Origin of the sequence: Thermogutta sp. (assembly GCF_039793925.1) — a bacterium.
In the GTDB taxonomy this organism is placed as follows: Bacteria; Planctomycetota; Planctomycetia; order Pirellulales; family Thermoguttaceae; genus Thermogutta.
In genome coordinates this window covers 1-4,979 of the sequence record NZ_JBAMME010000248.1, presented here as the reverse complement: position 1 = coordinate 4,979, position 4,979 = coordinate 1, and the positions used below count along the sequence as shown (strand labels likewise).

4 protein-coding genes are annotated in these 4,979 nt (G+C 56.6%); all 4 read left to right on the top strand.

Annotated elements, in window-relative coordinates; genetic code table 11:
* The coding region (locus tag ABJK56_RS11885) for a hypothetical protein (RefSeq protein ID WP_347244887.1) at positions 1 to 2,342 on the top strand (2,342 nt) is incomplete at its 5' end.
* Positions 2,339 to 2,827 (top strand): hypothetical protein, encoded by a 489-nt coding sequence (locus ABJK56_RS11880; protein ID WP_347244886.1) that lies wholly within the window; start codon positions 2,339 to 2,341, stop codon positions 2,825 to 2,827. The genes ABJK56_RS11885 and ABJK56_RS11880, both read left to right, overlap by 4 nt.
* Entirely contained in the window at positions 2,820 to 3,812 is a 993-nt protein-coding gene (locus ABJK56_RS11875; protein WP_347244885.1) for a hypothetical protein, read from the top strand. The genes ABJK56_RS11880 and ABJK56_RS11875 overlap by 8 nt, the downstream gene beginning before the upstream one ends.
* Positions 3,787 to 4,902: a hypothetical protein gene (locus ABJK56_RS11870; RefSeq protein ID WP_347244884.1), complete on the top strand. Its 1,116-nt coding sequence runs from the start codon at positions 3,787 to 3,789 to the stop codon at positions 4,900 to 4,902. Before ABJK56_RS11875 ends, ABJK56_RS11870 begins: the two co-directional genes overlap by 26 nt.
* Positions 4,903 to 4,979: the final 77 nt, after the last annotated feature.

Genomic DNA, 4,979 nt, shown 5'->3' with positions numbered 1-4,979 from the left:
GCTTCCTGCGGCTGGAGAACCAACTGGCCGACGGGATTTACTATTACACCGACCGGCATCTGGGGGAGGAGTGGGCGGCGTATAAGGCATCCCGAAAAGAGGGTGAGAAGCACAGGATGTATGAATTTGACTTCGGCCCAATCTCACGGACGGTTGATGCATCTACCGGCAGGGGCAATGCCATCAACTTCGCTTCGTTGCCGCTCCATGAGGCACTGACAGCCTTGCTGGCGAGCAGTAATCGGGATGAGTTCGTCGCCTGGCTGTGGCACGACTTGTTCAAGCCGTTGTTCTGGTGGCAGCGGAATACGAAAAGGAACAAGTTCGACTGGATTCACATTCCCAATAATAGACCGGACGATCCACTGAACGCTGAGGCGCGTTGGGCCGCTTTCACAGGGGTCCCATCCGGTCTTGTGGAGACGCATCACGCCGACAGCGGTCACAAGTTCAGATATGGAGAACCGGAAACGGTCAACAATGAGTTCGATCAGGTCGCTGTAGGGAGGGAGGCCCGTTTTCTCCAACTTTCCTTCCTGGCCGAGCCTGCCACCCACACCGCCTTACTCCGCGCTGTGATCGCCGATGCCTTCATGGAGGTGGTGACGAAAGCGGTTGCTGCATCCCTCGAAACGGAACTGGCAACCAAGTCTCCAACCTTCAAACAGATCCGATATGTCTTTGATTTCAGCCAGGTCGTGTTGTCTGGCGCGCCTGCCAGTTCTGACATCGCATCGCTGGCAAGCCGGTACACTCTGGATACCGCTTCGGATGAGTTGATTGTCAACCACTTGGTGCCGCTTGCCCAACCAGGCCTGGATGGACGCCATGTTGAGGTGGTAATTGACCTGACCGCCGAACCACCGACGGAAGAGCGGTGTGGTAAGGGAATCATCTCGCTGGTGGAGCTGTTAACAGTCTACCAGGATAGCCGTACCATCCTCATGGGCATCCCTCAGTTTCTACAGGTGGATGTCGCAGCATTGGAGCACCAGGTCCAAACCGCGGCAGAGCAACGGCTGCGTGATCTGGATATTCGGGTGCTGGCGAGCATAAAAGACTTAAAAAGGCAGAGCACAACTCAAGGTCGTGTGGATTGGAACGCTTTACCCTTGAAACGACGGGGACAGGATGTTGATCTGCTGGCTCACGTGTTTGCCGAACAGGTGGAGATCCGCCTGATCGAGCACGGCCAATTGACTCAAACCGTCAAGGACGTCAGAGGGAAACAGTTCCGCATTCGCTTCCTCAACGAGATCGTATCACATCCTATCGCATTGCTTGCTGGCAAACCTCGTCACTGCCGTTTCTGCAACACAGCCTTTGATAGCGATTTCCCGCTTGGAGAGGCCACTGTTGGCAACGACTTTACAGATGTGGAACACGTCGGTTTTGGCGGCGATATTTGCCCGATGTGCCGTATTTATGTGCTCAACTCCCACAAGTCCCGGACGGCGGCGGAGCAAGCCCAGGGCATCACCGGTGACCGCAAAGGGTATCGTGGGGCTTTTGCTCTTGTCGCGCCCTCGTCGCACTTTACCTACGCAGAAGACCACTGTGCATTGATCGAGCGGCCGCCCCTGGATGTTGGTGGTCGTTTTGCTCATCCGTTGCAGCGGGCGACCGTGACATTGCAGGAGTACAGCCTGTTCAATATGATCTCCCGTCGGGTCATCGCCCGCCTCTGGACCAGCTTGAATAATGACAACCAGGCACAACCACTACCTTTACCGTACTTGGGCGCCATTCTGCTTACGCAAGACAAAGGCGATCAAGTCCGCGCGTTATTTGATCGCCTGGAAGCGCTGTTTGAGCCGGTTGAACTTGTGGCTTACCCGTTTCGGATCGCCGTGCAGCCCGCCGTGGAACTGGCCTTTGAGATGGCGGTGAACGATCTGAAGCAGCATCACACCAAGCACACTTATCTGAAGACCAGCCCGACTATCGTTGCTGTTGACCCGGACAGCAAGTTCACCCTCTTGGTGGACAATGGGCTTCAGTTGGAAGTGAGCCGTCAGTTCTTCGCGGATCGCAGGCGAGTACACGAACTCCTGCACAACATAAAAAGCCAGGAGCGAAGGCGTAATTGGCTCCTGGCCGTGCTTCAAGGGGCAGATCCGGTAACCGCGACGGTGGAGTCCTTCTACGATGGAGAAAATCCTATCGGAAGTGCGGAGCGACTCTTTTGGAATGCTCACTGGGGGGCAGAGGCTTTCGCTCACCAATGGCAGAAGTACGAGGAGGTGCGTCAAGAAGTGCAAAACATCCTGTCCAGATACCCATTCAGATACCCATTGCTGATAGAAATTCTTCTTCAAACCGAAAAGGAGGTAACTCAATGAGCGACCATCAACAGCCGCAAAAATCATCCAGGGAAGAACGTCTGCGCCAGGCCTACAAAGCCATCGAGCAGATGCAGTTGGGTGAGCGCGACGCGGAGGTCAAACTGGCACTTAAGGCGCTGCTGATAGCGCGAGGGTGCATTCGTCTGCCTGAGACGCCAGAGGCCCGCCGCAAGACACTACAGCGGCTTTACCCGGCTCTCGTCAAGTATTCGAGAGCCTCGGAAGCGGAGACTCTGGGTGCCCTGGTGAACGACGTGATCGGCGCTCTATCCCCCGATTGGGATTTCTCTCCCCACCGCGCTCTCGGAGACCCCGTGAGAGACATCTACCAGGAGAGCGAAACGGCCAAAAGGGCCAGAGAGCTTTTGAAGGAAGAGACCGTCCCCCTGGTCATCTTGATGAAAAAGATCTACCAAAGCTTCATCGAACCTGAAGAAGCGGTTGAAGAAGAACAGACAGCAGAGGAGGCCAGCAATGCATAACCTGAAACTGTACGCCCTGTACCAGGCCAAACAGCCGATCATTCACACCGAGGAGACCATCGGCAATATCTCCAAGATCAAGAAGGTGCGCGTCATTCACAATGGCAAGCCGGTGCCGGTGCCAGCTCTGTCTGGCAACAGTTTCCGCGGCCAGTTCCGCGACATCCTGGCCGATCGGATGTTTGCCATCCTGACAGAGCAAGGGGCCAGGCGCGTGCAACTGCCGCCTGACCATTACGGCGTCATCTATAGCGGCGGCGTGATGAAGGAAGGGTCCAGAATGGGGGAGCAGATGAAAGCGATGGCCGATGCTGTTCCTTTGTTGCGGCTGATAGGCTCGGCCTTCGGCAATGTGATGCTCCCATCCAAACTGGCTGTAACCCACATCATCCCCTACGCTGTGGAGACACAAGCCATCCTCCAATCTACAGTGGCCGCGCTGCCGGCCGAATGGTGCGCTCTGTTGCCGACAGAGCCGCCCAAGCGCGGCGATTTGCTGTTCAATGACGGCCCGCTGACCCGCAAGGATGACACCAAAGACCTGACCAAACAGCGCTATGCTGAGACGGAAACAGACCTGGGTCAAGACGAAGAACGCACCCGGCGCCAAATGATCTACTACGTCGAGTGCATTCCGGCCGGCACCTTCTTGCTCCAGGAAATGTACAACAAGTATCCCCTGGATGACCTCGAACTGGGGTGCTTTTTCGACGGTCTGCTGGCCTTCTTGCAGGAACCCAGCCTGGGCGGGCGCAGCGCGGCAGGCTACGGACAGGTGGAGGCCCGACTCTGGGTTCACGTGGATGGGGAAAGTCCCTTCGCGATGATCTCTGGAGGAAGCCTTACACTGCCTGACAGGATTCAGCAAGCCGTAGATCAGTACAAGAAGCACCTGGAGGAGCAACATGAGGCTATCCGGGAAGCGCTAACGGCCAAGCCCAGTTCTCGGGAGGCGCAAAATGACGCCCCAAGCACCGAGGAGTAAAAGCGAGTTTCCTCTGAATGAGGAGGCCTGGCAGAAACTCCGGGATGCCGCCAAAGCGGTGTCCTACAACACCGCCGACGACACGGTCTACGAACTGCGCCTGCACCTGCGCACCCCCGGCATCTTTGCCCTGTACAAGGCCGATGTCCTGGCGCCGGGACTGCCAATGCTGGATGGCTTCCTCAAGTTCCTTGCTTTCCGGCAGGCAATGGTGCAGGTGATCCGAACATCACCGGGCCTGACCAATGACCTGCTATGGCAGTGGAACGGGGCTCTCCGCGACAACGGGTACTGGGTTGACTTCCCCATTCCCATCCGGCGGGAGACTCTCAACCACGGCATTAACCTCTACGACTGCTCGGTCGGCCTACCGGTTACGGAAACCGGAGATGTGTTGTATCCGGCCGGGGCGTTCTTTGCCTCCAATGGTAATCTGGTGGCCTACCCATCCGAAGAGAGAGGGCCAGCCGATCAAGTCGCCCTGCGCCGCCGTTCGGTGGAACCGATATACCGCCCCATAGGCCTGACCGGAAAGCTGGACCCACAATCTGGCGGGACCAAGGCTCTGGACAATCGCTTCTACTACACTTTGACCCGAGAGTACGCTTTTTATTTCCGGGGCGACCCGAATGGGGTGCAAACACTTCTGGACTTTGCGATGCGAGAAGAGATCGGAATCGGTAAGAAAACAAGCCTGGGCTACGGGCGCATTGCCTGGTTCCAAATCCAAAAAACGACTCTCACCGCGACCCTGGGCCATGACATCGGTATCCAGGGTATGTTCCGGATCGCCTTGCTCAAGAACGTGCCGTATCAGGAACTCCAACGTCGAAGTGTCAGAGAGCGTGGCGACTTTGTTCCCACCCAGAGATTGGACGGAGGTCGGTGGAAGGATATACTCTTGCCCAGCGAATGGGATCAAAATGAGAGGCTGTTTGGTGCTCGCGAGTTCAGTCTGGGTTCGCCCATTGAGACATTCGATTGTTACTATCCGCCCTATTGGCGACGTGAAGGTCGCACGCAGGTGCTGAGGTATGGCACTTTGCTCATACCGCGTTCGCAGAGTAAAGGAGGTAAAAATGACACTTGAAACCTTACAACCCTACGCGGACTACTTCGTCCCCGCCATCCCCCGCACCCCCACCAACCGCTACGCCAGCATCATCC

Coding starts and splice junctions, on each gene's coding strand:
- ABJK56_RS11880 (WP_347244886.1), top strand. CDS start 2,339: ATGAGCGACCATCAACAGCCGCAAAAATCATCCAGGGAAGAACGTCTG.
- ABJK56_RS11870 (WP_347244884.1), top strand. CDS start 3,787: ATGACGCCCCAAGCACCGAGGAGTAAAAGCGAGTTTCCTCTGAATGAG.
- ABJK56_RS11875 (WP_347244885.1), top strand. CDS start 2,820: ATGCATAACCTGAAACTGTACGCCCTGTACCAGGCCAAACAGCCGATC.